The organism is Lacticaseibacillus sp. 30 (assembly GCF_053819265.1).
The window spans coordinates 39046-62740 of sequence record NZ_JBSOQX010000011.1 but is presented as its reverse complement, the minus strand read 5'-3'; the positions used below and the strand labels follow the sequence as shown (position 1 = coordinate 62740).

24 protein-coding genes and 1 pseudogene are annotated in these 23695 nt (G+C 46.1%); 9 read left to right on the top strand and 16 right to left on the bottom strand.

All coding sequences use genetic code 11. The features are described 5' to 3' along the window. Nucleotides 1-113: 113 nt before the first annotated feature. From ACWPAB_RS08730 to ACWPAB_RS08720, 3 genes are read right to left on the bottom strand one after another with little or no spacing between them, the layout of a single operon-like run. Nucleotides 114-257 carry a hypothetical protein gene (locus ACWPAB_RS08730; protein WP_016380391.1) on the bottom strand — a complete coding sequence of 48 codons (144 nt, stop codon included), beginning with the start codon at nt 255-257 and terminating at the stop codon, nt 114-116. Nucleotides 258-287: 30 nt separating this feature from the next. Further along, nucleotides 288-1676, bottom strand: a complete 1389-nt coding sequence (locus ACWPAB_RS08725; RefSeq protein ID WP_003581096.1) for a UDP-N-acetylmuramoyl-tripeptide--D-alanyl-D-alanine ligase — start codon at nt 1674-1676, stop codon at nt 288-290. A 60-nt stretch (nt 1677-1736) separates the two neighbouring features. Next, the gene (locus ACWPAB_RS08720; protein WP_003581098.1) at nt 1737-2501 is read right to left on the bottom strand and encodes a hypothetical protein; all 765 of its coding nucleotides are present in this window, start codon (nt 2499-2501) and stop codon (nt 1737-1739) included. Between the two features lie 379 nt (nt 2502-2880). On the opposite strand from ACWPAB_RS08720, the gene ACWPAB_RS08715 reads away from it, so the two are divergent. Next, a complete protein-coding gene (locus ACWPAB_RS08715; protein WP_016381902.1) occupies nt 2881-3528 on the top strand; it encodes a hypothetical protein in 648 nt (215 codons plus the stop codon). Here ACWPAB_RS08715 and ACWPAB_RS08710 read toward each other — a convergent pair. Further along, entirely contained in the window at nt 3525-4202 is a 678-nt protein-coding gene (locus ACWPAB_RS08710; RefSeq protein WP_052916118.1) for a hypothetical protein, read from the bottom strand. The two genes, ACWPAB_RS08715 and ACWPAB_RS08710, sit on opposite strands and share 4 nt — an antisense overlap. A gap of 99 nt (nt 4203-4301) precedes the next feature. Here ACWPAB_RS08710 and ACWPAB_RS08705 point away from each other — a divergent pair, with 99 nt between their 5' ends. After that, nucleotides 4302-4730, top strand: a complete 429-nt coding sequence (locus ACWPAB_RS08705; protein WP_003567685.1) for a hypothetical protein — start codon at nt 4302-4304, stop codon at nt 4728-4730. A 380-nt stretch (nt 4731-5110) separates the two neighbouring features. Here ACWPAB_RS08705 and ACWPAB_RS08700 read toward each other — a convergent pair whose 3' ends face one another. The 6 genes from ACWPAB_RS08700 to ACWPAB_RS08675 all read right to left on the bottom strand — a co-directional run bounded on the left by ACWPAB_RS08700 (nt 5111) and on the right by ACWPAB_RS08675 (nt 11542). Then, a complete protein-coding gene (locus tag ACWPAB_RS08700) occupies nt 5111-5362 on the bottom strand; it encodes a type B 50S ribosomal protein L31 (protein ID WP_003567687.1) in 252 nt (83 codons plus the stop codon). Nucleotides 5363-5457: 95 nt separating this feature from the next. After that, nucleotides 5458-6717 (bottom strand): UDP-N-acetylglucosamine 1-carboxyvinyltransferase, encoded by a 1260-nt coding sequence (locus ACWPAB_RS08695; protein ID WP_016380627.1) that lies wholly within the window; start codon nt 6715-6717, stop codon nt 5458-5460. 511 nt (nt 6718-7228) lie between these two features. Continuing rightward, complete coding sequence (locus ACWPAB_RS08690) at nt 7229-8833, bottom strand: CTP synthase (RefSeq protein ID WP_003567691.1); 1605 nt, start codon at nt 8831-8833, stop codon at nt 7229-7231. Nucleotides 8834-9072: 239 nt separating this feature from the next. Continuing rightward, nucleotides 9073-9954 (bottom strand): TMEM175 family protein, encoded by an 882-nt coding sequence (locus ACWPAB_RS08685; RefSeq protein ID WP_003567693.1) that lies wholly within the window; start codon nt 9952-9954, stop codon nt 9073-9075. Between the two features lie 417 nt (nt 9955-10371). Next, nucleotides 10372-11043: a DNA-directed RNA polymerase subunit delta gene (gene rpoE, locus ACWPAB_RS08680; protein WP_003658743.1), complete on the bottom strand. Its 672-nt coding sequence runs from the start codon at nt 11041-11043 to the stop codon at nt 10372-10374. Between the two features lie 52 nt (nt 11044-11095). Further along, on the bottom strand, nt 11096-11542 hold the full coding sequence (locus tag ACWPAB_RS08675) for a DUF1934 domain-containing protein (protein ID WP_003567697.1): 447 nt from the start codon (nt 11540-11542) through the stop codon (nt 11096-11098). A gap of 180 nt (nt 11543-11722) precedes the next feature. Here ACWPAB_RS08675 and ACWPAB_RS08670 point away from each other — a divergent pair, with 180 nt between their 5' ends. Together ACWPAB_RS08670 and ACWPAB_RS08665 are read left to right on the top strand one after the other, a co-directional pair. Continuing rightward, nucleotides 11723-12571, top strand: coding sequence for a lipoate--protein ligase family protein (locus tag ACWPAB_RS08670; RefSeq protein WP_016382165.1), 849 nt, complete (start codon nt 11723-11725; stop codon nt 12569-12571). Next, nucleotides 12561-13913 carry an HD domain-containing protein gene (locus tag ACWPAB_RS08665; protein ID WP_003576490.1) on the top strand — a complete coding sequence of 451 codons (1353 nt, stop codon included), beginning with the start codon at nt 12561-12563 and terminating at the stop codon, nt 13911-13913. Before ACWPAB_RS08670 ends, ACWPAB_RS08665 begins: the two co-directional genes overlap by 11 nt. A gap of 8 nt (nt 13914-13921) precedes the next feature. On the opposite strand, the gene ACWPAB_RS08660 is transcribed toward ACWPAB_RS08665, so the two are convergent. Beyond that, entirely contained in the window at nt 13922-14374 is a 453-nt protein-coding gene (locus tag ACWPAB_RS08660; protein ID WP_003567704.1) for an NUDIX hydrolase, read from the bottom strand. Nucleotides 14375-14445: 71 nt separating this feature from the next. Between ACWPAB_RS08660 and ACWPAB_RS08655 the strand changes: the two genes are divergently transcribed. The 3 genes and pseudogenes from ACWPAB_RS08655 to ACWPAB_RS08645 form a co-directional block, all read left to right on the top strand. Further along, a complete protein-coding gene (locus ACWPAB_RS08655) occupies nt 14446-15504 on the top strand; it encodes a YdcF family protein (RefSeq protein ID WP_016380954.1) in 1059 nt (352 codons plus the stop codon). Nucleotides 15505-15566: 62 nt separating this feature from the next. Further along, nucleotides 15567-15938 carry a large-conductance mechanosensitive channel protein MscL gene (gene mscL / locus ACWPAB_RS08650; RefSeq protein WP_003571482.1) on the top strand — a complete coding sequence of 124 codons (372 nt, stop codon included), beginning with the start codon at nt 15567-15569 and terminating at the stop codon, nt 15936-15938. Nucleotides 15939-16119: 181 nt separating this feature from the next. After that, nucleotides 16120-16620, top strand: a pseudogene (locus tag ACWPAB_RS08645) (hypothetical protein); the annotation flags it as partial. 161 nt (nt 16621-16781) lie between these two features. On the opposite strand, the gene ACWPAB_RS08640 reads toward ACWPAB_RS08645, so the two are convergent. The 5 genes from ACWPAB_RS08640 to purR all read right to left on the bottom strand — a co-directional run bounded on the left by ACWPAB_RS08640 (nt 16782) and on the right by purR (nt 22054). Beyond that, nucleotides 16782-17120: an ASCH domain-containing protein gene (locus ACWPAB_RS08640; RefSeq protein WP_003576503.1), complete on the bottom strand. Its 339-nt coding sequence runs from the start codon at nt 17118-17120 to the stop codon at nt 16782-16784. A gap of 295 nt (nt 17121-17415) precedes the next feature. Next, a complete protein-coding gene (locus tag ACWPAB_RS08635; protein ID WP_003567718.1) occupies nt 17416-18390 on the bottom strand; it encodes a ribose-phosphate diphosphokinase in 975 nt (324 codons plus the stop codon). A gap of 97 nt (nt 18391-18487) precedes the next feature. Continuing rightward, nucleotides 18488-19876, bottom strand: coding sequence for a bifunctional UDP-N-acetylglucosamine diphosphorylase/glucosamine-1-phosphate N-acetyltransferase GlmU (glmU, locus tag ACWPAB_RS08630; RefSeq protein ID WP_016380952.1), 1389 nt, complete (start codon nt 19874-19876; stop codon nt 18488-18490). Between the two features lie 139 nt (nt 19877-20015). Further along, complete coding sequence (locus tag ACWPAB_RS08625; protein ID WP_016380951.1) at nt 20016-21209, bottom strand: VanZ family protein; 1194 nt, start codon at nt 21207-21209, stop codon at nt 20016-20018. Continuing rightward, nucleotides 21206-22054, bottom strand: coding sequence for a pur operon repressor (purR, locus tag ACWPAB_RS08620; protein WP_016380950.1), 849 nt, complete (start codon nt 22052-22054; stop codon nt 21206-21208). Before purR ends, ACWPAB_RS08625 begins: the two co-directional genes overlap by 4 nt. Before the next feature lie 233 nt (nt 22055-22287). Between purR and ACWPAB_RS08615 the strand changes: the two genes are divergently transcribed. Both ACWPAB_RS08615 and ACWPAB_RS08610 read left to right on the top strand, forming a co-directional pair. After that, nucleotides 22288-22938, top strand: coding sequence for an ABC transporter ATP-binding protein (locus ACWPAB_RS08615; RefSeq protein WP_003567726.1), 651 nt, complete (start codon nt 22288-22290; stop codon nt 22936-22938). Continuing rightward, nucleotides 22931-23692 (top strand): ABC transporter permease, encoded by a 762-nt coding sequence (locus tag ACWPAB_RS08610; protein ID WP_003567728.1) that lies wholly within the window; start codon nt 22931-22933, stop codon nt 23690-23692. Before ACWPAB_RS08615 ends, ACWPAB_RS08610 begins: the two co-directional genes overlap by 8 nt. Nucleotides 23693-23695: the final 3 nt, after the last annotated feature.

The following is a 23695-nucleotide window of genomic DNA, read 5'->3' as shown; positions in this document are numbered from 1 at the left end:
TTGAGAATTCCTGCACGCGTTTACCCAAGCGTGTTTTCAAAGGAATCCGCGGGCATCACGTGCATTTTCAGTAAATAACAAAAAAACATATCCGAACAATAGTATCATGCTCACTATAAAAAAACAAGTGCCGAGATTCGGCCAAATCTTGCATAATCACCAAAAGCTTCAGTCAACACATACTTATTTAAGCCTAAACTGACATTTTTAAAAGAATAAAAACCGTCAAAACATGCTAAAAGCCGTTTCATTTTCATGGAACGGCCTTTATGCTTACAACGCTAGTATTAAGCACGACCACCAGCGACCAAAGCTGACAAAACGGTTTCCAGATGCAATCCGTGACTCGCTTTCAACAAAACCATATCGTCATGGTTAACATCGTTTTGTAAGTCGCGCGTCATCTGTTCCTTGTCATCAAGCGGATAATAGTGCAACTGATCGGCTGGATATTTTGCTGCCAATGCATCGGCAAGTGCTTTCATATCGCTACCGTATAGATAAACAACCTGTACTTCCTTAGGATCGAGTGCCTCTGACAGACCTGCATGCAACGCGGGACTTTGTTCACCAAGCTCCAGCATGTCCCCTAGCACTGCAATGTGACGGCCAGTTGCCGTAAATTCGCTAAAATCATGAATGACGGCTTTCATCGCGGTCGGGTTGGCGTTATAAACATCGCTTAGAATCTGTTCACCCACATCCCCGATCAACCACTGTGTCCGGTTAGCTGTCACCTGAAAATGAGCCAATGCCTTTTGCATGATTTCGGGTTTGACATGGAATTTGCGGCCAACTAACAGGGCTGCTAACGCATTGACAACATTATATTCACCCATAATCGGAATCGAGAACGTCAGATCAGGCCAAGCTTCAACTGTGAACTCAGTGTGGTTACGATGCCCGCTGATTGAATGGGCAAATATCGTATTTTCAGGATGCAAGCCAAAAGTTTCGCGCTCCTGCGTGATCTTCTTCGCCCGTTCCTGCAACAATGGTTCGTCACCATTAAAAATAAACGTACCATCATCCTTTAGGCCATCAGTGATTTCCATTTTGGCATCGGCAATTTTATCCCGGGTCTTGAAAAATTCAATATGTGCTTCCCCGATCATCGTAATCACGGCCACATCCGGTTCAGCTAAGGTTGACAGTGCATGTAATTGCCCTGGCCGATCCATCCCCATCTCAAGAACCAAGACTTCGGTATTGGGTTCCATGCTGAGAATAGTCATTGGCACGCCAATTTCATTATTATAGTTATCAGGGGTTTTAACGACGTGATATTGTGTGGCCAAGATCGCAGCGGTCATGTCCTTCGTTGTCGTTTTGCCATTGCTGCCGGTGATCGCCACCACTTTGGGATTCACTTTCATCAACAGATAATATTGTGCCAATTGTTGCATCGCTTTCAACGGATCCGGCACCACCAGCGTAATCAGCTTGGTGGTGACAGGTAAATGATCAGCTGCAACAAATGTTGCCACTGCGCCAGCCGTAGCAGCCGCCGGAATAAATTCGTGACCATCACGTTCACCGCGTAACGGCACAAACAGCATACCCGGCTTCAATTTGCGTGAATCAAAAGCCAGTCCGGTCACCACATGCGACCCGTCTGCTTCAGAGAGCGGTTGAGCTTTCACAACTCGCGCAATCTCTGCCAATGTCATCTTCATAATTAATTCGACTCCAATTCTTCAACTTCATCCTGTTTAAGAACAGGTTAAAACAGTCCATTATTGGCGATGATCGGCAGATGCAGCATCATCAATCATCATCCACTGATTCTTTTGCCGCATCAAAACAAGCATTCCCAATCGCCGGACATCTGTATCCGTCAAGATACCATCAGGAACGAACCGAGCTTTCGGTACCAAAAGTGGCACACTGATTTTTTCACGAGAAAACCGGACATTCCGGAAATCAAATACCACGCCATCTTCCAATAATGGTAAAAACTGTGTATAAACGGCATGTGACACGCGAGAAAAGTGCTGTTGCCGTAAGCGTAACCAGAATGGTTCCTCATTAGCAATTCGCCGCATATACTTGTTAATGGCGTTTGCTAAGAAGGTCGCAAATAAAGATTCGTTACGCAGATACATATTCACCATACCGTTTCGCAATGGCAGGTAAACCAACTCGTTTTGCAATTTGTAGTAAAATGGCGAACTTAAATGCGTTTTGGCATGTCCTAAGTATAGCAGTTCCGCAATCTCGTTAGGCGTGAGTTCCTGCAAAAATCGCGGGCTTGAATAATCTAGCCAGCAACGCGTCTGACCCGCTTTACTCCGCAAAAAGTCCTGAACCTGATCCGCGCCGTCGATAATATTGAACCAAGTATGCGGATCTATCTGTTCCTGCTCATCCACAGGGGGCAGCAATAACAGATGCTTCGGTACTTTTAGATGGTCGCTCAGCAAATCACTTGCTGAAATGCCATATGTCAAAAACAAATGCGCCAACGGTTCATGGCGCACATAAATCATCGCATTTCGCACGTTTAAAACCCCCTCAATACTCCCGACTTAATTATACGACTTTCACGGCATCACATGCGTTAAGATTAAGAGCGTGAGCCAACCCGCTTAGAAACCGGAGCATAAGCGGCCTTGAACGTGATGGCTGGGCCTTGGCCATTGCGTTCAAGGTCCTTATGTGCAGGTTTCTGGGTTGGCGAACGCGTTTCAATCAGAGCGTGAGTTGGCGCGGTTAGAAACCGGAGTGCAAGTGGCCTTGGTCGTGATGGCCGGGCTTTAGCCATTGCGACCAAGGTCCTTACACGCAGGTTTCTGCGCCAGCGAACGCGTTTCAATCAGAGCGTAAGTCAACCCGGTTTCTGCACTAGCTCTCCTCATTCTATCTAAGAAAGGGTGACCTATGATGTTACAACCATGGCCTAATCTTATCCCTCGTCCTGATTTGCCAACGATTCCAAAAACAGCAGCCATTCCGCCTGCTTATTTTAAGCTCATTCAAACAGGTATTTTACCGATGAATTGGTGGCTTCCGACTAAGGAGCCGACGACTGATGCCATTGCCGGCGTGGGTATCCACGCCTTTGCAACTGTTGGCCCAGCCATGACTTCAAGCGATTTGCCAGCACATTTTTTGCCATTTGCCAAAACCGGGCACCAATATTTTGGCTTCGATCTCCAGCAGGAGCCACGCCAGATTCGATATATTGATACCGAAGTCGACCAGTGGCTGACAGTGGCGATGGATTTGCCAGCTTTCATGAAGCAATTGCAGCCTCATAAAGCAAAGTTGCCAGAAATTTCAGTCGATCCGCAGATTTTTGGACATATGGCCGTCATCGCGACAGCGGCTGAATGGCCAGCGCTGTTTGATTACGCGCGCGAATTCATGGCCGGCCAAGCAATTGGCCCATGGCTGCGATGGCTCGCCCAATCAAAAGAGGAAGCTAAGCGGCAAGTCGGGATGGAAGAATTTCATTTTCTCACCCGTTACCAGCCCAACTTCCTCACACCCAACGACACGCTGACACTGCAGCATGTATTCGGCTAATGGTTAACCGACTTATGGTCAGGTTGGAATGCGAAGGTGTCCAACCAACGTAGATCCCGTTTGATTCCAAAATAACCAAACAAAGCAAGTCCCAACGAACCAAAGAAGTCCATAAACAAATCACCCATCGTGTCCATTAATGCCGCCCGGCCACGCAGTAGCTCGCCGCCAGTCGCCATGTACCGCTGCATATTCAATCCTAACAACCCATCAAAGGTGAACTCATAAAATTCCCAGAGCACGCCGATGGTGGTGCCAAAAGCTAGTGCAAACAAGGCCATCAACAACGGGCTTGTTGATGTCAACCGTTTTTGCGGGGTCAATGCCGCAAAAATAGCAAATCCTAAACCGGCGAGCATCGCGGCACTGAATAAATGTTCAAACTTATCCCAATAAGGCACACTGTAGCATTGCAATCCTGTCCCCAGTAAAACGCTTAAAAAAATAAAGATCTCGAATAAGTAAATTAAAACCGGTGGAAATCTAAAATGCCACCACCGCTCCATCAATCGCGGTAAGCTGACAATCAATATGCCGGACGCAACCTGCGCCAATAACATCATCTGACCATGAAATAACGAGCGGCCGCTGATATAAAGGCCACCAACAATCAATAAGTAAAGCAGGTCGCCACCGACATTCAGCCAGTATAAAAAGTTAGATCGTTTTGTCATTGTTTTTGCCCCTTTTCCTTAATGTAACATGACGCGGCAAGTCATTTACTACCTCTTTGTAAGCGCTTGGTGTAGACTCAAAGATAGGAGGTGTTATCTATGCCGATCAAAACATTACCTGAAGATCAACTCGTCACTATGAGTCAATTTGTCGTGAAAGATGTCGCTAAAGCTTTTGACTTTCCCTATTATGTCAATGATCTCACACATGACGCAAATTTTGACACTGAGCACACAGCAACCAAGTTAGAATTTGAGCTCACCCTGTTGAATGATCCTGATCCAGAACGGACCATCAGCTTTTACAGTGATGCCAGCGCTGACCCGATTATGGGTGGTGCTGCATCAGCACAGGTCATCGTTGAGTCAGGGATTACCTTCGTTTATTTAAATGATGGTTACAAGGATTCCTACCTCATTATCATTCGTGATGGTAAAGTGGTCCAAAACCTTAAGCTTGAACAACAAATTCTGTCCGGCCCAGAGGTAGAAGATTTGATTGATAATGTGATGCCAAAAGCGAAATGATTTTTGATGTCAAAAGGCAGCCGGATTGCGGCTGCCTTTTTGGTCGCTTGTGATGCGTCAAACTGATGATCGTGCAGATAATGACAAAGCGCTGATAGCCTCTGAAACGTGAGAAAAGGCACAACGCAACCAAAGGTAACTTTTCTTGCTCAACAAAAAAACCACCACGAGGGTGGAAAAGTTTGGGGGAACTTTTTTGGGAGTGTAAGTTAATGTGTAAGCTTAAGGCTGAAATACATCTGCCTTATTGACCTAAGTATAGCAATTCACTAACTCTTAGGTGGTTCCATTTTCAACAACAATTCTGTTCATTTTATAAATCCACTTATATATTCATAAGTTTTAACTACAAAAAAACAGCCCTATTGGCTGTTTTTGGTTTATTTCTTGTCCAAACCATACTTCTTGTTGAAACGATCAACCCGACCATCGGCCTGAGTGAATTTCTGCTTACCGGTGTAAAAGGGATGGGAGTCGGATGAAATTTCAACCCGGACTAATGGGTATTCCTTGCCGTCTTCCCACTTAACGGTTTCTTTTGAAGTTTTGGTGGAACCTGAGATAAATTTGAAACCAGTTGCTGAATCCATAAAGACAACTGGATGATAATCTGGATGGATGCCTTGCTTCATAATGATTACTCCTTTTGCCCTAAATCATTGCCTGATCTAGAGATACTCTTACAACAACTCTAATAGTCTATCACGGTCATGGTTCAAACGCAATCTCAATCAATCAACTCAACATCTGCGCCGAGGCCACGTAATTTCATGACGACACGATCATAACCACGCAAGATATTATCAACTTTGGTAATCGTTGTCGTGCCTTCCGCCATTAAACCGGCAATCATTAAGCAAGCACCTGCGCGAATTTCTTCAGCTGCAACTTCAGTGCCTTGCAAATGATCGCAATGATGCAAAATAATGACGTCATTTTCAATAGTAATATCCGCGCCCATTCGCAACAACTCAGGAATATGCCGAACTCGTTTAGGATAAATGGTATCAATGATCAAGCCCTCGCCATGAGCTTTCAGCATTAGCGGCGTGATGGGTTGCTGCAAATCAGTTGCAAATCCTGGATAAGGCATGGTTTTAATCTGAACCATTTTCAAATCACCAGACGGGTAAACGAAGATACTGTCCTCACCGACATCCATGACGACACCCATTTCCTCTAATTTAGCTAAAAAGGCATCTAAATGTTCAGAAATAATATTTTTGACTTTCACACCTTCGCCGATCGCAGCTGCCATCGCCAAATAAGTCCCCGCTTCAATTCGATCAGGGATGATGGTATGTGAGTTGTGTGCTTCAAGGGTTGGCACGCCGTCAATCCGAATCACATCGGTACCAGCGCCACGAACCTTAGCCCCCATATTATTCAGATACGTGGCTAAGTCGATAATTTCTGGTTCCTTGGCAGCATTTTCGATCACGGTCCGGCCTCTTGCTGTTACCGCAGCCAAAATGACATTGATCGTAGCACCGACGGACACCATATCCAAAAAGATGCGTGCACCGTGCAAGCCTTCAGGTGGTGCCTTGATGGCCATCGCGCCGTGTTCATTGCTGACGGAAGCCCCCAGTGCCTCGAACCCTTTTATGTGCTGATCAATCGGTCGTGGTCCAATATCATCACCGCCGGGCAAGCCGACAATTGCTTTACCAAACCGCCCTAATAACGCTCCCATGAAGTAATAGGAAGCGCGCAAACTTTTTATTTTGCCATTTGGCAGGGGGACATCGTTAATTTCAGTTGGATCAATCGTTAGGACGTTCTCAGTAAAATCCGATTTGACATTCATGTCATCCAGAATCGCCATCAAATTATAGACATCCTGAATATGTGGAACTGAATCAAGTGTGACCGGGGTGCGTGACAAAATCGCCGCCGGAATCAAGGCAACGGTACTGTTCTTCGCGCCGCCGATCACAACTTCACCGGATAATTTCTTCCCGCCGTGGATCAGCATTTTTTCCATTGAGTTAAATCCTCACTTAAAGGTCGTTCATTTCAAATAGGCTGAAGCTGGCCTGCATCTATGCTTCAAAATAAACTGCGATTTCTGGTAGGCGAGGCACAACAAACTCATCATGCACTCAACATACAAGTTTAATGAATTCTATGGGAAAAAACAAGGACTAAAAGAACAGAGCGCGAACTGGTGCGATTAGAAACCGGAATGTAAGTGGCCTTGGTCGTGATGGTCGCTCTTTGACCATTGCGGCCATGGTCCTTACATGCAGGTTTCTGCGCCAGCGAGCGCGTTTAAGCAAGAGCGCGAACTGGCGCGATTAGAAACCGGAATGTAAGTGGCCTTGGTCGTGATGGTCGCTCTTTGGTCATTGCTGTCAAGGTCCTTACATGCAGGTTTCTGCGCCAGCGAACGCGTTTAAGAACCTGAGCTGCCCCCAAGTGCTTCATCTGCCAAAAAAGCCGTCCCAAAGTAATGATACCTCAGGACGGCCTTTATAAATCAATGAAACCTGCTATTAAGCTTTAAAATCGCCTGCTGCCTGAATGAAGGCTTTGAATAATCCCTCCGGCTTGTTTGGCCGCGATTGGAATTCTGGGTGATATTGTGGGGCAACGAAGAACTTGTTCTTCGGATATTCAATAATTTCCATCAAGCGGTTGTCTGGGCTGACACCGGAAAATACCAATCCGTGGTCTTCCATTGCCTGACGATACTTGGTGTTGAATTCGTAACGATGACGATGACGCTTTTGAATTTCATGGGCATTGTCATAAGCCTTCGCTGCAACGGAACCTGGCTTCAGAACACATGGATAAAGGCCAAGTCGCAAGGTACCGCCAAGATTTTTGACACCCACTTGATCACGCATCAGGTCAATGATCGGGTCCTTGATATCAGGTTGCGTCTCAGTTGTACCAGCATCTTTCAGGCCCAGCACATCACGCGCAAATTCGACTGAGGCCATCTGCATACCTAAGCAAATGCCAAGGAATGGAATATCGTTTTCCCGAGCATAGCGAATCGCGGCAATTTTGCCTTCCAAACCACGGTCACCGAATCCGCCCGGAACAAGAATCCCATCAAAGCCTTGCAACAAGCTTTCAACGTTATCGTCATTGACATCTTCAGCTTGGAACATTTGCAGATCAATATCAGAGTCCCAATAGTAGCCCGCATGCTTCAACGCCTCGGCAACAGAAATATAAGCATCTTTCAAAGCGACGTATTTACCAACCAAGGCAATCTTAGTGGTATGGGTCAAATGCTGAACTTTATGCTCAAGCTGCGTCCAAGCACGCATGTCGGCATCAGGCACATCAAAGCCGAAATGATCGACCACAATCTGATCCATGCCTTGCGCTTGTAATGCCAGCGGAATTGAATAAAGCGTCTTTGCATCGCGTGATTCGATGACCGCATTTTCCGGAACATCAGTGAAAAGCGCAATTTTCTTCTTCATATCTTCCGTGATCGGTTTTTCAGTCCGGACAACGAGCATATTCGGCTGAATCCCAATACTACGCAATTCCTTAACACTGTGCTGAGTTGGTTTCGTCTTCATTTCATCGGCCGCGCGCAAGTATGGTACAAGGCTGGCATGAATATAGAAAACATTTTCCGAACCAACATCACGCTTCATTTGGCGAATGGCTTCAAGGAATGGCAATGATTCGATATCGCCAACCGTACCGCCGATTTCCGTGATAATCACATCGGAGTCGCTATGCTTTGCGGCCCGCATGATCTTCTCTTTGATCATGTTGGTAATGTGGGGGATCACTTGAACGGTCGCACCGAGGTATTCACCGCGGCGTTCACGTTGCAGAACTTCAGAATAAATTTTCCCGGTTGTGACGTTGCTGTACTTATTCAGGTTGATGTCAATAAACCGTTCATAATGGCCAAGGTCGAGGTCGGTCTCCGCGCCATCGTCGGTAACGAACACTTCACCATGTTGATAAGGGTTCATCGTCCCAGGATCGACATTGATATAAGGGTCGAATTTTTGAATGGTGATCTTCAAACCGCGATTCTTTAACAAACGACCTAAGGATGCCGCAACAATCCCTTTACCCAATGACGATACGACCCCACCGGTAACAAAAATATACTTGGTCATAGCCAGTCTCCTTTTTTAATAATCGGGAAAAAACAAAAACAAGCTCCCTATTCATACGAACAGGGAGCTTGAACCGTATTGGCTTTACATTTTGTAAAGCGCCCAAGCTGTATATTAACTAATTGTGGCAAAGACGTCAAGGCCTAAAACTTAAGTATGAAATGTCCCAAATAATCATAAATAACATCACGTCTCAAAGACAGCCTTAAAGTCAGCTTTCTGCTTCCGCTATAAATCCTTTAATCATGGACTTTTCTCGGTCGTCCCTGACGATAGGGTGCACCATTTTGATGTGTGTTTTTTGCCTGCTGAAAAGCCGCAAACCAATGTCCGAGTGTTGTTGGATTAATGTTAAGCTCTGCTTCAGCTGCTTTCGCGAAGTTTTCCCATGCTGTTCGACTAATTTCAGTATTACCTCGAGCATTGCGCGACTCGCGAATGAACTCGCCAACCAAACGGCGGAACTTCACTTGCTGGTCATGGCTCATGCGCAAATAATCTTGTTGCCCAGTTGTTTCCATTTGCTGGATACCGGTTAGTTCACGAGCATCATTGTCGATCGTAAAGAAGGAACGGATGGGAATCGCAATGTACAAAATATACGCTGCCTTGGGCACAAAAATAGCTAAAATCATAATCGCAGCGATCATGATAACATTTTCTAAGTTGTGCTCCCCATAAATACTGGTATAAATTTTCCGCATTTCGTCTTTATCATTGGCTTGTTGATGCACGATTGTCCTTGATATGAGTCGAAATACGACAATTACCAAAAAGTAGATCGCACCATAGATAATCACAGAGATGGATTCAACATCTCCTGACATCAGTCGCGTCAATGCTGGCACCAGTGACAGTAGGAAAACCAAGATGAATTCCCAAAGCACGATTCGTCGTGGAATCTGATCAACGGTGCTGAACAAAGTTGCTTGCTGGTACCAAATATTCGCCACGAAACAGAAACTGACAGCATACACCCCAACTGCCAAAAAGAAATTGGTAATGTTGGCATGATGTTCCCAACTTTGCGCAGGCAACTCCAAGACCATAATGGTAATAATAATCGCAAGAATAGCGTCAATGAACGTATCTAACCGGGTTTTAAGTTCTTTTGAAATCATCGTAGATCCCCCTCTTGTTAGAAAGTATCGTGCTTTGTCAAAAATTGTCAACGGTCTTAAAGCGTAAAAAAACATTTAGGAGCAGTCAACTTGTAACACTCGCACTTTTAAGGTTTTTAGGATACCACAAATAGCGGCAAAACACGATCATCTTGGTCAGTATGCCACTTCTAGGATTTGCCTACTGATGGACCTGAAATGAGCTTCATAACAGGCTCACAGTCGCAAAAACCTATTCAGTCCCAATTCAAAAAGTATATCCATAGACGCAGCAAGCTATATACGAGCCTCCAAAACTAAATTATCAAAGCCAATCCATGTTGACCTGTATCGGCTAGTACTTCGGGTGCTAATTGCGCCTGCTCGCGCACACAAAAAAAGCCGTCCCCACAAGACATGGGCACGGCTCGCCAAACATTATTTTTTGGTATCGCTATCGTCATCATCATCTGAATCGCTGTCGTCATCATCGTCATCAGAGAAGTCAGCGGTGATGTCATCGTTATCATCATCATCGTCGCTGTCGTCATCGCCAAATTCGGCTAGCTGACCTTCGATACCATCTGGCAGCCCATCATCTGGGTCGTCATCACTGTCATCGTCTGTGTCAGTCGTCTTCCCGACCTTGTCGTGGAAGCCTGAGTCATCGTCATCGAAATCATCGTCGTCATCGCTATCTGCGTCGAGATCCTCATCTTCAGGATCATCATCGTTATAGTCGATCACGTCATCATCGTCGGCAACGTCTGCTAAGAAGGCATTGACCTTCTTACGCTTCTTACGACGTGGTGCCTCTTCTTCATCTTCCGGATGGTTAACTTCTTCATCAACGGAATCGTATGGATACCAAGCGCGCAGGCCCCAAACGTTATCGCCTAAAGAAATGAAACTGCCATCCACGTTCAGATCCGTGTAGAATTGCGGTAAACGTTCACGAATTTCTTCGTCACGCTTACCAAGATAATTCTGGATCTCGTTGGCCAGATCAACGAACGCCATGGTATCCCCTTTTTCTTTGAGGATCTCATGGGCTACTTCGATCATTGATAATTCTGATTTATCGGCATTGGCAAATGCTTTGAGTTTCAACCGATACACGCCCTTTCCACAGTTTATACAGTCTGTTTTTCATCATACACGCTCAGGCGTTGAATTGCAATCTCAATCGATAATCACCCAAGTGCTGGTTATTAGCAAAAAGTTGATATTCAATGTAGACTTCACCTGCCACAGGTTCAGTTGTCATGCGCACGTCAATCCGTGGCGTGACCGTTTCAACCGGAATGATACCGTACGGTGTGCGATAGCGCGTCAGCACGCGCTTTTCATTGGCAAAGAACAGTTTCAGCTGAGTGTCGCCGTTGCTGCTGCCACGCGACAACTGAACATCGCCATCTTCACGCAGCTTCATCGTCACCGGCATACTGGTCCCAGCATCTTCGTCAACTTCTTGGTAACGAATGTATAAAGCGTTTCCCATCTGCACCAACGTTCCAGGTTCGTCAAAAACATGTGTCTCATTGTCCTCACCCTGCGTCACAAACGTCTCAAGGTGAATTTGAATCGGCACTCCTTGTGAAAGATCCATAATGTCAATCCTTTCTAACAGCTATTGTACGCCCACGGGTCAAACTGGTCGAGTCGTAACAATTATCCATGTTTCAAATCACTTACTGCAAGACATGCAATGAAAATGCAGTTCCAACTGACGTGGCTTGTTACCTTAGTTATAATATAAGTAATCTATCATATAGAAAGAAGGCGCGTGATGGACTTGACAACACTGGCCGGCCAGCAGGCAGCAATTTTTCAGCAAAATTTTACAAAAGACGAGGCGCCGCTCAGTTTTGCCCATACTAACGCGTTATTGGCACATCCTGAATTGCACCCGCCTTTGATGCTGCATTTCTGGACGGCAGACCAAACCGTCATCCTAGGCATGCAAGATCTAAAATTGCCGCAACTCGGTCGTGGATTGCGGGTATTGGCAAGTGATGGCTATGGTTTCTTCGTTCGTAATTCTGGCGGTTTAGCGGTCATTGCAGACCGTGGGGTTTTGAATGTATCGCTATTTTTGCCAAATGAAGACGAGCTTTCAATTAACGGCGCATACGAGTTGATGACTCAGCTTTTCCGCACCGCGTTTCCGAGTCTGCCAATTGCGACCACTGAAATCGTCCACTCTTATTGTCCCGGTAAATACGACTTAAGTGTTCGCGGACAAAAGTTTGCGGGCATGGCCCAACGCCGTAATCGCGCCGGCATCGTTGTGATGCTTTATTGCAGTATTTTCGGTAATCAAGACGCTCGTTGTGCCTTGCTTCGGCGATTCTATCATGAAGGCAAGGCTGCTGCCAGCTCACATTTTACCTTCCCCGTGATTCGATCCGAAACCATGACGACTCTTAGCGACTTGCTGGGACAACCATTAACGCTTGAGCAAGCGACGGTCGCCTTGCTAAATGCCTTGGCTGACACTGGCATCGCCGCTGATATGAATTCAATGCCAACCCTTTTGCGCGATCCAGCTTACCATAAGGCGCTGACAGAAGCGACTGCCAATTTGCACACGCGCAATCGCAGCCTAAAAAAGATGGGAGAACATGATGCTATTTGAAAAGTTACCTCGCGAAAAAGTCTTTCGCGATCCAGTTCATAATTATGTCCATGTGCAACATCGCGTCATTCTGGACCTGATTAATACCCCAGAATTTCAGCGATTACGCCGCATTAAACAGCTCGGCGTTTCTGATTATGTTTTTCAAGGCGCCGAACATACTAGGTTTGCCCATTCACTTGGTGTTTATGAAATTGCCCGTGAAATGTGTGACAACTTTGTCAACAACTATCCGACACAAACACCTGGCGATGGCCTATGGGATGACGCCGAACGGCCAGTCGTGTTGTGTGCCGCCTTGCTGCACGATATCGGCCATGGTGCCTATTCGCATACATTTGAGCACATTTTCGACACCGATCACGAGGCGATTACGCGAGCAATTCTCACGGATCCGCATACGAACGTGAACAAAATTCTGCGTGGTGTCGGTCCGGAATTTCCTGAGATGGTCGCATCGGTTATCAACCACACCTATCCGAATCCGCAAGTCGTGCAAATGATCTCCAGTCAGATTGATGCTGATCGGATGGACTATTTGTTGCACGATGCTTATTACACCGGCACGAAGTATGGTCTCTTCGACCTTTCGCGAATTCTGCGAGTCATGCGACCATACTCGGATGGCATCGCTTATGAAGCCAACGGCATGCATGCGGTCGAAGATTATGTTGTCAGTCGGTTTCAGATGTACCAGCAGGTTTATTTCCACCCTGTGTCTCGTGGCATGGAAGTCATTCTTTTCCATCTGCTAAAACGTGCCAAATTCCTGTATGAGTCCGGTCAGTTTGAATCTGGCTTTTCGCCGCGGCTACTCGTGCCATTTTTTGAACAAACTTTTAACCTCACCGACTATTTGAAACTCGACGATGGCGTGTTAAACACTTACTTCACTTACTGGCTAGATTATCCAGACAGTATCTTAAGCGATTTTGCTGATCGCTTCTTGAACCGCCGACCACTGAAGTCTGTGACCTTTACTGACCAAACAGCCTATCTCTTGCCACGCTTAAGGGATTTGGTAGCATCAGCCGGCTTTGACCCGCACTACTACACAGCGGAAAATGATAGTTTTGACTTACCATATGACCAATACGACCCAGCTTCCGCAAATCCAAAAACGCAAATCGAGATCATGCAAAAAGATGGGACGCTTGAGGAGCTCTCCACCCTATCACCGTTAGTCGCGGCACTTAGCGGCCGGGCAACCGGTGACAAACGGTTCTACTTTCCAAAAGAAATGCTAGCCACGCAAGACAGTAACCTGTTTTCGCCAATTTATGAAAAGTTCCAGCATTATCTGCTGAATGGCGGTCTCATTGATCCACACTTTAACGATTGATGACTGCCTTATCGCTTAGGTTGATTGGCTAGCCATTTGGCAACTGCCCAACGGTGGGTCGGTCGTTTCAGCTCAGCGAGGGCTAGGTCAATCGGCATTAACATCAAGGTATTAAAAGTTTCCAGCGGATCTTGTACAAACGCCAATTGATCACAAGCAAAAAAAGTTGCCGGATGATAGTAAGCTGTTTGACGGTGATGAGAGTAAAAATATTCAGATGACTTGCCCAACTTTTGGGTGACATGAACGGTTGCACCAAATTCTTCTAACAGTTCGCGTGCCAACGTGACTTCTGGCGTTTCGCCTTCCTCGACGCCGCCGCCCGGCAAGAATAAGGCGTGGTTGGGCGCCTGCAGAATCAGCAACCGAGCGCCACTATGATCCGGTATGACGCCATATGCGCCAATCCGGGTATGATAATCTAACTTTGGATCTTTTCGGCCAAACACAGGATCGATCATGTTGATTACCTCCGCTTTTAATCACATTATACCCTAATCATTTTTTAACCTCTACACAAGGAGACTTTCCAATGTCAGCTCAGGAACTTTTTATTGTTTTTGCGATACCGATCGTATTAGGTGTCATCTTCGCTTTTAGTTTCACCGTGGAGCCGCGACGGTTGATTAATGGTGTCTTGTTTAATTTTTTTGCGGTCACGTTTCTTGTGGCGTTAGCGATTGCCATTTTAAGGTCAGGCAATTTGTTGCTAATATCGGTCACCGGCGTATTGTTCCTAATCATTATTTTGATCATTGCTTTGCTCTTTGCGTTGCATTTATTCTGGTTGTTGTGGAATGCCATTCTGGTTTGGCGGCGTGAAGGTCATTCATTGAGCAATATGCTGACTTTATATATTGCAATTGGTTTGTTGCTGATCGAAATTGCTGCTTCTTTTGGTCGCCGGTTCATTCCTGATCCGTTGTACTTCTCTCTTGCAATCTTTTTTGGTCTCGGCGGCTTTTATGTGCTCTTAACGTTGTATAATTTTCTTACAGTTTTGATTCTGTATAACTTTCGTCCGCAACCGCACAATCGTACATTTCTCATTGTGCTGGGCGCCGGTTTGTTACATGGCGACCAAGTTTCACCGTTGCTAGCGAGCCGAATCGATGCTGCGATCAAGTTCTATCGCAAACAAATCAAAAAGGGCCGACCAGCGCCGCGAATTATTTTTTCTGGCGGTAAGGGGAGCGATGAGGCCATCTCAGAAGCGATGGCCATGCAACGATACGCTTTAGGGAAAGGCATCCCTGAAGGTGACACGCTTCTTGAGGATCAGTCAACCACCACATTGGAAAATATGCAATTTTCCAAACGTCTCATTACTCAAGAAATTGGTGAATCACCTTATAAGGCTAGCTTTTTCACAAATAATTACCATTTGTTTCGCGCAGGCATCTTTGCCCGCATGGCTGGCATTGCCGCCAATGGTGTCGGCGGCGCGACTTCGTTCTACTTCCTGCCCAATGCGGTGATTCGCGAATACCTCGCCTTAGTGGTTCTATATAAGCGACGGCATGCTGTCGCATTTGGCCTCATTGTCTTGATTGCGATTGCTGAATTCTTACGGGTTTGGCATCTGGGATAAGCCGCAGAGATGCAGCATAAGTGTTGATTTCAGTATACTAATTTTGAAGGGAGTTACTGTTTATGTTAAAAGAATTTCAGAAATTTATCATGCGAGGTAACGTGCTAGACCTAGCCGTTGGGGTCATCATCGGCAGTGCCTTCACTGGTTTAGTCACCTCTTTAACTAAAAACCTTATCAACCCGATTTTATCCATGTTTGCGGGCAAAGCTGACCTCAGCGGGCTTTATTTCACGATATTGGGCGCCAAGTTTACATATGGGAATTTTATCAATGACGTGCTCAACTTCTTGATTATTGCTTTTGTAGTCTTTCTGCTAGTCAAAGGTATTAACCGCATTTTACCGTCAAAACCGGCCAAACCAGCTGGTCCGACACAAGAAGAATTGCTAACAGAAATTCGCGATCTGTTAAAGCAAGATCAACAGGTCTAATAACCTAAAATAATCATCTTGTACAACGCTTTATCCCATAAATATAAAAAGTGGCCTCGTTGCAGTATTTGCGCGGGGCCACTTTTTATATGAATAATTGAATATTAACGCTTGTTTGACAACTTGGTTCTTTACCAAAAGCTTAGAGTTTCATAGCTGTACATTAATTTAAATTCAACAAATGGGGTTTGGGACATTGACAAACAATGTCATCAATTCTAATGTGGTTTGTTTAATCTTCGGGGTTATCGCGCATCAAATCGGTTTTCTTGAGGACAATGCTTTGAACAAGGCTGGCGTCTTTAACTGGTTGATGTACGGCTTGCTCGCCTATGTCTTTGGTCAACTGAGTGCCACCACGCCAGCTGTGCTTGGTGGTATTGTCCTCCAAATCATTGTCCTAATTGCCTTGGGCGTTCTGGGCATGTTCTTAGCATCGCGGCTACTTGCTAAACCATTCGGTATGTCTTGGCAAATGGCATTTTCTTGCTCGCTGACAGCTCTTTTTGGCTTCCCAGCGGACTACATCCTGACTTTGGAAGTGGCGCGAGCGATGGCAACAACCGAAGATGAAGAGGAATACTTAACCCAACAAATGATGCCGAAGATGCTGGTTGGCGGATTTGCCACAGTTTCCGTCGCCTCAGTCATCATCGCCACCATCTTCTTAAAATTGCTCTGATAAATTGGCACAGTATTTACACCGGTAGCTTGAAAAAATGACAGTCATTGGTGACTACTAAGAAAGCATTCAAAAGTCTGGTTTATTGATCATCAACGCACATAAAAAGCGACAGTCATCTAATCTATTTCAGATGATGACTGTCGCTTTTGTCGTTGTCATTAAAATGCTGGTTGTAAATGAATGGCCAAAACACCAAAGCTTGCTTCCTGCCATACTGTGTATAGCTGATACGTATCTGCAACCATTTTCGTTTCGGAATCCGTTGGTGCACTGCCTACCTGCGGACCACGATATTTGTGATACAACTCAGCAAAACTGGTGAATTTTTCCAGTGCACTTACTGTCCTGCGCTGTGTTTGTGCCGTTGTGGTGTCTTCAAACACAATCGTATCGCCAACTTTTAATTGTTGCCGTTTTTCATCATTGAGTCTGATCTCAATCGTTTTGCTGCCTTGTTTGACTAACAAAAACTGATCGTGAGCTAATCCCATTCGCATCTGCCGGTTGTGCCCCCTTTTCAGCTAATCTCAGTGGCTGTTAATCTAATGACGCTTTGTTTGATGCAAGTAGTTGGTTACTGTCTCGGCAAACAAAACTAACGGTGGATCCAGCAGTAGAACGGAATAGAAAAAGGTCACCAACATCACCAATCAAGCATTTACACGATAGTCGCTATGCTACTTTTCACATTATATGACTTTCTTGCGACTATATGTCGTTTATTTGCTTCAACACCAATGATGCAGGTAAATAAAAAAGCCGTACCTGAATATAGGTGCAGCTTTTTTAGCACTATTTCGTAAACCGATTTTCAAACAACGGTGTCACGGAACGATTTTCCTGAATCCGCATGATGGCGCGACCCATCAGCGGACCAACTGAAACCACATCCAGTTTATCCATATGCTTGTCAGCTGGAAGATTAATGGAGTCAGTCACAACAACCTTTTCAATAGCTGAGTGGGTCAAGCGTTCAACTGCCGGACCAGAGAAGATGGCATGGGTCGCGGCCACGAGCACTTCGGTCGCACCGGCATCCTTCAATGCCTGAGCAGCGAGCGTAATGGTGCCTGCAGTGTCGATCATGTCATCAATGATGATACATTGTTTGCCAGTAACATTACCAACAATATTCATCACTTCCGCAACATTCGGACGCGGACGGCGCTTGTCAATGATCGCAATCGGTGCCTTCAAGAATTCTGCTAGTTTTCGGGCACGGGTAACACCGCCATGGTCAGGTGACACGACAACGGTGTCGGCACCATCGTAGTGATTCCGTAAGAAGTAATCTGCCAACAATGGGGCGCCGACAAGATGGTCAACCGGAATATCGAAAAATCCTTGAATCTGCGCGGCATGCAGGTCCAGCGCCAAAACACGTGTGGCGCCGGCACGTTCTAACATGTTGGCAACAAGCTTGGCTGTGATCGGTTCTCGTGAACGGGCTTTCCGATCTTGACGGGCATAACCGTAATAAGGCATAACCACGTTGATCGTATGCGCAGAAGCGCGGCGCAAAGCATCGATCATAATCAACAGTTCCATCAAGTTGTCGTTAACCGGGCTGGAAGTGGATTGGATGAGATAAACATCATCCCCACGAATACTTTCTTCGATGTTGATTTGAATTTCACCATCGCTGAACCGCTTAACCGACGACTTTCCTAGTTTCACACCGACCTCGGCAGCGATTTTCTCTGCCAACGGCTTGTTCGAATTCAAAGCAAAAATCTTTAATCTCGGGTCACCGTATTGCTCAGACATATGTTCCTCCACGAATTGTTATGGGCTGCGAAAAATTGTTCCACAGAAATCTTAGCGGACTGACGAAAAAAAGCAAGCACATGAATAGAATTATAACCTAATTCCAATCTGGATCTTTTGCCAGCGGCAGGCGTTTCCAAAAATCATCTTTGTTGGTTTGTCGTGCGCGGGCGATGGCCATCGCGTGAAACGGGACATCTTTTGTGATCGTTGAACCAGCAGCAATAAAGCTATGGTCAGCAACATCCACTGGCGCCACAATATTGGAATTTGAACCGATAAAGGCATGATCGCCAATCTTGCTTTCCCACTTCTGAACGCCATCATAGTTGACGAAAACAACGCCGCAACCAACATTAATATCCGTTCCCAAGGTCGCATTGCCAACATACGTTAAATGACCAACTTTGGTGCGGGCACCGATCTTGGCTTTTTTAATTTCGACAAAATTGCCTAGATGGACGTATTCGCCGATGTCAGCATCAGGCCGCAGATGCGAATTTGGACCAATGTCACTATGAGCGTGCATCACGGCATGCTCGATGGTTGAACTAGTTACTGTGACATCATTTTCCAGTGTGGCATCGACTAGTTCAGAGTGGGTACCAATATGGCAATCTTCGCCAATGACTGTTTTCCCCTTCAAGTAAACACCGGGTTCAATCACGGTATCGGCACCGATTTTGACCTCGGTATCGATATAAGTCGTTGCTGGGTCAATTAAGGTCACACCATTGCGCATATGCTGTTCATTAATGTGCTGCTGCATCAGGCGGGTTGCCCGCGCCAATGCGACCCGATCATTGACGCCCAATGATTCGGTATAATCTGGCATCTGATAGGCAGCCACTTTTTCGCCAGCGTCGCGCAAAATACCTAGTACATCTGGCAAATAATACTCGCCTTGGGCATTATTATTATTCACTTGATGCAACGCCTTGAACAGAGCCTGGTTGTCAAAGACATAGACGCCGGTATTGATTTCAGAAATCAATGCCTCTTCCGGCGTTGCATCTTTTTGTTCTACATTCTTCACGACATTGCCGTCTGAGTCGCGAATAATGCGGCCGTAACCGGTTGGATCAGGAGCACTGGCAGTCAAAATAGTCGCCTTTGCGCCTTTGGCTTCGTGATAAGCAAATAAATCATTCAACGTTTTGGCGGTAAACAATGGCGTATCACCACTGATAATGAGGGTTGCGCCTTCTTTTTGACCAAGTAACGGTTCAGCTTGTAAAACGGCATGTCCAGTTCCCAACTGTTCAGATTGCAAAACAAACTTCGTGCGCTTGCCTAGCGTTTCTTCAACTGCTTCTGCGCCATGGCCAACAATTGTTACAATGGCATCGGGATGGATGGCTTCCACCTGACTCACCACATGCTCGACCATACTTTTGCCACAGACCGGCTGTAAAACCTTGTAATACTTTGATTTCATCCGCGTCCCTTTACCGGCCGCAAGAATAATGGTGAATTTCTTTGACATGTTTATGCTCCAATCCTAATATTCTGTCTTCATGATAGCCCAGCCACGGGAAGCTGACAACAAGTGGGTGGCTTGTGTCTGTGGCTGTCCACAACAACAGACCCATGTTGCCACGGGTCTGTTGTTGACTATGATTGGCTTATGACTTTTGTATGTCATCGTCATTGCCTGAATCCTGCCTAGCAACAGGATCTTTTGGTTGTGACTGGAAGGTACTAATTTGGGTGGTATCGGTCCATGCATCGTAAAAGAAACGGTGATGACGCGAAATGATTTCCCATGCAAAATTGATGAGAAAGAGTAGCGACAAGAGGCCAAAGAATCCCAGCGCCGCTAAATTGATTTCGGTTTGATGGAAGGCGCCGAAATACTCGCCAAAAAAGTAATTCAATCCCATAAAGCTCGGCAAAGCCAGCCCGTAAAGCAGACTCTCACGTAAAAAGAGACGCCAGAACCCAATCGGCTGGCCATTTGTCCGAACTATTTTGATTCGTACAAGACTTTTTCCCAGTGTCTGCCCTTGATTAAATGCTGGCCAAAGAACAAAGACAAAGAATAGCGGCAGGACATAATTGCCGAGAAAACCTGGTAGCTGATCCAGTCCCAGCAAATGCAGCAGGATTTGAATTAACACGCCAATAATCCCACTGAAGAGAACGAAATCAATGATAAACGCAGCAAATCGGCGAGCCAAAGTCACCCGAGCACCGCGCGCCTGACTTTTCGCATCAATGATGTCCCGTGACGGCAACGCGCGCATCAGAATTGGTGCAAACACACCGCCCAAAAAGCCGCCTGTCGTATTCAAAATCAGGTCATCAACGTCAAAGAGTCGATTCGGACGCGGATAATAACCGTAGAGTCCTGACAATTGCGTCAGTTCGAAGAATAAACTTAAGCCAAAACTCATCAAGATAATCTGCGGCACGCTGCGTTTGAAGTAATAGCGCAAGTAAAAGCCAAACGGAATCGTCAAAACGACGTTAAAGAACGGCTGAATGAAAGCGGATTGCTTTAACGCTGCCAACCAAGTATGCGGATTGGTTGGCACGAACACGGTTGTATGCACGAAATAACGCAACGCCATGAACGGCTCCAGATTATATTTAGGCCCGGTGAACTGCGCAACTGCTGCTCGCGAAGGCAACGGCAAAATAATCAAAAAGTAGGCTGATAGCAGATAAAAGACGAACGAGTAGATCACGACTGCACGCCACCAGCTAAAGGCACCGTACCGTCGATAAACGACGACCAGAAATGGTAATGCCAACACCAGCGCTAAAAACGGAAACGTGATGATCGCAGTTCTGACCGGTCCGAGATAAGCACTCATTGACCAGCCACCCCGAGTAGTTGACGATTCTGATCTAGAAAATTGCCAGCTGTGGCATGAAGCGTATTGGCTTTAGTGTCCACCTTGTCAACCCGAATCAATGATGTATATTCACTGACCATCCGATCACCGTCGAACTTACCTTCAGCGAAAACCGTAATACCGACCATTTTGGCATTGAATTCATCAATCAGAGCCTTCATGCCATTGACGGTGCCGCCGCCTTTCATGAAGTCGTCCACAATCAGAACTCTTGAGTTAGCTGGCAAGCTGCGTTTACTCAGTTCCATCTTTTCAATTCGCGCAGATGAACCGGACACATAGTTCACGGACACTGTGGAACCTTCCGTAATCTTGGAGTCACGGCGCACAATCACAAACGGCACATTCAGATACTGACTAACACTTTGCGCAATTGGAATACCTTTGGTTGCAACCGTCATGACAGCATCGACATGGGCCTCGCGATATTGGGTGGCAATTAATCGCCCAATTTGCCGTAGCACACTAGGTGTTCCTAACAGATCGGAAAGATAAACGTAGCCGCCTGGCAATAAGCGATCTGTCTCGGATAAACGTTTGGACATAGCGGCAATAAAGTTTTCCGCCTCATCTTCTCCCATGATCGGAATATAGCGCACACCGCCTGCTGCGCCTGGCACCGTTTCAAGAATGCCCGTCTGTCGCTGGGCAAATGTTCGCCGGACAATAGCCAGATCTTCACTGATAGAAGACTTCGCACTCTCATACCGTTTTGAGAAAAAAGTCAGTGGAATCAAGGTATGCGGTCGTTCTAATAAATACCGGGTCATATCAATTAACCGGTCACTTCGTCTTACTTTCATCATTTCGCTCCTAACACCGAATATTTAGCACTACACTAACATTGCGTGATAATCTCAACAAGTATAAACGTTTTAACCGAAAATTTCGACCCTTTTGCGTTGTTTTTTCAACGAACGTTCGCATTTGCTCATCTTGTGTTTCTTTTTAACGGAAAAATTGCTACGTCTGATTGGCTTCTTACGCCATTCTATATTAGAATGATTATAAAGAGGAAAAATGAGGAGGGCAAACCATGAATTGTTTTGAACTGAGTCATGTGACGTTTGCGCCGGAAAAAAATGCGATCCTGCATGACATCAATCTGACGATTCCGTGGGGTGCAGATCTTACCATTGCCGGTCATTCGGGTTCAGGAAAAAGCACCTTGCTTCGTCTGCTGGCGACGCTGCTAACACCAACGAGCGGAACCATTCGCTATAATGGCAAACCGCAGGACGATTATGATCCGATCAGTTATCGCCGCGAAGTTTCTTATTGTGCGCAGCAGCCCGCGTTGTTTCATGGTACCGTTGCTGATGATCTGCAGTTTCCATTCACCATTCGTCATCAAAAAATGCCCCGTGAAGAAGCCGAGCGTGCTTTAGAAAGCGTTGATTTAGCCAAAACCATGCTCGACGATCCGGTCAAAAACCTTTCCGGCGGCGAACGTCAGCGAGTGGCGTTGTTGCGGCATCTTTTCTTTCCGCCAAAAGTGCTGTTACTTGACGAAGTGACTGCTGGGTTAGATCCTGACACCAAAACGGTCATTCATGCCTTATTACAAAAACAAAATGACCAAGGCATCACCTTGATCCGCGTCACCCATGATGAAGGCGAGATTCAAGCCGCTAAACAATTGCTGCGGCTAGTTGCTGGACAATTCGAGGAGGCCGCTCATGAGTAATCAGCTCATTGTGTCACCCATCACCTTATTGCTAGCACTTATCTTGGTCTTGATTGCACTAGCGATCAACCTAAAAGAAGATCTCGGCATGACCAAAGATTTGATTATCGGTGTTGTGCGGGCTGTCATCCAGTTGACTGTTGTTGGTTTCGTCCTGACCTACATCATCAAAGCCGATACTGTCTGGCTGACGTTGGCCATGATTGCGGTCATCATTTTTAACGCCGCTTGGAACGCTAAAAAACGCGCCGGGACAATTCCAAATGCGCTCGTGACGAGTTTGTTGGCGATCACCACCGCGACTGGGTTAACGCTGGTGATGCTGGTCGCGGTCAAAGCCATCCGTTTTGTCCCGTCACAAATCGTCCCAATTTGCGGCATGATCGCCAGCAACGTTATGGTGGCAATTGGCTTGGCTTATCGCAGTTTGAATACAGAATTCAATGATTTACGGCAACAGGTCCTTGAACGTTTGGCACTCGGCGCTGATCTCAAGCAAGCCAGTCAATCGCTCATTGTCAATGCAATTAAAACTGGGATGGCGCCGACGATTGATTCAGCAAAAACGGTAGGGTTGGTCAGCTTGCCGGGGATGATGTCGGGGTTGATTTTCGCGGGTATTGATCCCACCAAAGCCATCATGTATCAGATCATGGTCACCTTTATGTTACTGGGCGCCACCAGTATCGGTAGCTTTATTGCCGTTTACCGCAGCTATCCACGTTTTTACAATGCCCGTAAACAACTGCGCTAAAAA

Bases quoted from the DNA above. Each gene is read 5' to 3' on its own strand.
- ACWPAB_RS08730 (WP_016380391.1), bottom strand. From the start codon at position 257: ATGAAAATGAAACGGCTTTTAGCATGTTTTGACGGTTTTTATTCTTTT.
- ACWPAB_RS08725 (WP_003581096.1), bottom strand. From the start codon at position 1,676: ATGAAGATGACATTGGCAGAGATTGCGCGAGTTGTGAAAGCTCAACCG.
- ACWPAB_RS08715 (WP_016381902.1), top strand. From the start codon at position 2,881: ATGATGTTACAACCATGGCCTAATCTTATCCCTCGTCCTGATTTGCCA.
- ACWPAB_RS08710 (WP_052916118.1), bottom strand. From the start codon at position 4,202: ATGACAAAACGATCTAACTTTTTATACTGGCTGAATGTCGGTGGCGAC.
- ACWPAB_RS08705 (WP_003567685.1), top strand. From the start codon at position 4,302: ATGCCGATCAAAACATTACCTGAAGATCAACTCGTCACTATGAGTCAA.
- ACWPAB_RS08700 (WP_003567687.1), bottom strand. From the start codon at position 5,362: ATGAAGCAAGGCATCCATCCAGATTATCATCCAGTTGTCTTTATGGAT.
- ACWPAB_RS08695 (WP_016380627.1), bottom strand. From the start codon at position 6,717: ATGGAAAAAATGCTGATCCACGGCGGGAAGAAATTATCCGGTGAAGTT.
- ACWPAB_RS08690 (WP_003567691.1), bottom strand. From the start codon at position 8,833: ATGACCAAGTATATTTTTGTTACCGGTGGGGTCGTATCGTCATTGGGT.
- ACWPAB_RS08685 (WP_003567693.1), bottom strand. From the start codon at position 9,954: ATGATTTCAAAAGAACTTAAAACCCGGTTAGATACGTTCATTGACGCT.
- ACWPAB_RS08675 (WP_003567697.1), bottom strand. From the start codon at position 11,542: ATGGATCTTTCACAAGGAGTGCCGATTCAAATTCACCTTGAGACGTTT.
- ACWPAB_RS08670 (WP_016382165.1), top strand. From the start codon at position 11,723: ATGGACTTGACAACACTGGCCGGCCAGCAGGCAGCAATTTTTCAGCAA.
- ACWPAB_RS08665 (WP_003576490.1), top strand. From the start codon at position 12,561: ATGCTATTTGAAAAGTTACCTCGCGAAAAAGTCTTTCGCGATCCAGTT.
- ACWPAB_RS08660 (WP_003567704.1), bottom strand. From the start codon at position 14,374: ATGATCGATCCTGTGTTTGGCCGAAAAGATCCAAAGTTAGATTATCAT.
- ACWPAB_RS08655 (WP_016380954.1), top strand. From the start codon at position 14,446: ATGTCAGCTCAGGAACTTTTTATTGTTTTTGCGATACCGATCGTATTA.
- mscL (WP_003571482.1), top strand. From the start codon at position 15,567: ATGTTAAAAGAATTTCAGAAATTTATCATGCGAGGTAACGTGCTAGAC.
- ACWPAB_RS08640 (WP_003576503.1), bottom strand. From the start codon at position 17,120: ATGCGAATGGGATTAGCTCACGATCAGTTTTTGTTAGTCAAACAAGGC.
- ACWPAB_RS08635 (WP_003567718.1), bottom strand. From the start codon at position 18,390: ATGTCTGAGCAATACGGTGACCCGAGATTAAAGATTTTTGCTTTGAAT.
- glmU (WP_016380952.1), bottom strand. From the start codon at position 19,876: ATGTCAAAGAAATTCACCATTATTCTTGCGGCCGGTAAAGGGACGCGG.
- ACWPAB_RS08625 (WP_016380951.1), bottom strand. From the start codon at position 21,209: ATGAGTGCTTATCTCGGACCGGTCAGAACTGCGATCATCACGTTTCCG.
- purR (WP_016380950.1), bottom strand. From the start codon at position 22,054: ATGAAAGTAAGACGAAGTGACCGGTTAATTGATATGACCCGGTATTTA.
- ACWPAB_RS08615 (WP_003567726.1), top strand. From the start codon at position 22,288: ATGAATTGTTTTGAACTGAGTCATGTGACGTTTGCGCCGGAAAAAAAT.
- ACWPAB_RS08610 (WP_003567728.1), top strand. From the start codon at position 22,931: ATGAGTAATCAGCTCATTGTGTCACCCATCACCTTATTGCTAGCACTT.